Source organism: Edaphobacter aggregans DSM 19364 (assembly GCF_000745965.1).
Classification (GTDB): Bacteria; Acidobacteriota; Terriglobia; order Terriglobales; family Acidobacteriaceae; genus Edaphobacter; species Edaphobacter aggregans.
Window position 1 is genome coordinate 1 of the sequence record NZ_JQKI01000330.1, and the last position, 1,524, is coordinate 1,524.

At 55.9% G+C, this 1,524-nt stretch carries 1 protein-coding gene; it reads left to right on the top strand.

Translation table 11 applies throughout. The features are described 5' to 3' along the window. The first annotated feature begins 378 nt into the window (after positions 1-378). Positions 379-1,080, top strand: a complete 702-nt coding sequence (locus Q363_RS31600) for an IS6 family transposase (protein ID WP_035358744.1) — start codon at positions 379-381, stop codon at positions 1,078-1,080. Positions 1,081-1,524 lie beyond the last annotated feature (444 nt).

Sequence of the window (1,524 nt, forward strand, 5' to 3'; positions counted from 1 at the left end):
GTACTTCCAACCGCAAACTTAGCCCGGTATTTCATGCGTAACCCCTGGGGTCGCAAAAGCATCCCTCCGTTCGACCCGGAGTTGCTAGTTTCGGAAATGGACACGCAAGTGAGGCCCGTCAGTCAGCACGGATGTCTGTCTCTCTGAGGTATAGCCCAACCCTACGTCCGACACCCGGCGAAATTATGTCGTAATAGAGTCGCTTTCTGAGTTATCGTACAGGTAATGACGAAGGTCAAAGAGTCTATTCGGACACCTCGGCCCGCTCGAACGCGCAAGCGGTCCAAAGGCCAACAGGTCGGCTACCTGCGTGTCAGCGGCTCTGTTGCATTAACGGGCGTGTCGTAGTCTGGAGTCGTTCGCCGAGGAGCCTTGTTCATGTTCAAGCGCCGTCGTTTTCCTGTGGATATCATCCTGGTGTGCGTTCGCTGGTACTGCAAGTATGGGATAAGCTACCGGGATCTGGCGGAGATGATGCAGGAACGCGGCGTAGACGTGGATCCGTCCACGATCATGCGCAGGGTTCATCGCTACGCGCCTGAGCTTGAGAAGCGGGTCCGCTGGTACCAGGGGTACCGTGCGACCTCGTGGCGAGTGGACGAGACGTATGTGAAGGTCGGTGGCCACTGGAAGTACCTGTTCCGGGCCGTCGACAAGCATGGCTGGTTGATCGACTTCATGTTGATGGATCGGCGAAACACCCGTGCGGCCCATCGTTTCCTGGGAAAAGCGCTGACGGCAATGCGCCACTGGCCGCCGTCCTCAATCACCACGGACCAACTCGGGTCTTATCCAAAAGCCATTAGCCGGCTGCAACGAGAAGGCAGGCTATCAAGCGATACCAAGCATCGCACGTGCAAGTATCTGAACAACATCATTGAAGCGGACCACGGCGCACTGAAGCGAGTCATTCGCCCCACGCGAGGCTTTCAGACAATGAAGACGGCCGCCGCTACGATGAAGGGGTTCGAGGTGATGCGGATGATCCGTCGAGGACATTGCCTCACGTGTAAGCCGCATGTCAAAGACGAGGTGCGCTTCGTAAACAAGCTGTTCGACATCTTCGTTATCGCTGCCTGATGTAAACCGCGCAACGGACGAACTGCGACCAACAGAGTTAATGCAACAGAGCCGACGAGCCTGGGGTTTGAGGCTGGAACCGGATCTCTACGTCACCGTGAACGAGCCCACCATGCACCTCATGATCTCTCTTTGTCCTGGTAGTCATGCGAAGGTACACGGTGCATAAGTCTTTAACAAAAGACGGCTTTGGGCAACGTCAAACATGAATTGGCTTCGGCCCTTGCAGTGCGCATCCAGATAACGCCACTCTCCCTGCAGAAATACGGTCGGCTTGATCTGATCTTCGCTTCCGTGTCCTTGATTACACAGGGTCTTCGCGTCCTTTGATTGGTGCGTTATCGAGGGGACCGCTTATCCGGTCCGGAACACCGGTGATGAGATGAGCGTATCCCTTCAGACGGTCGCCGATGATGATTCCGTTAGGGCCGATCTGATACTCCC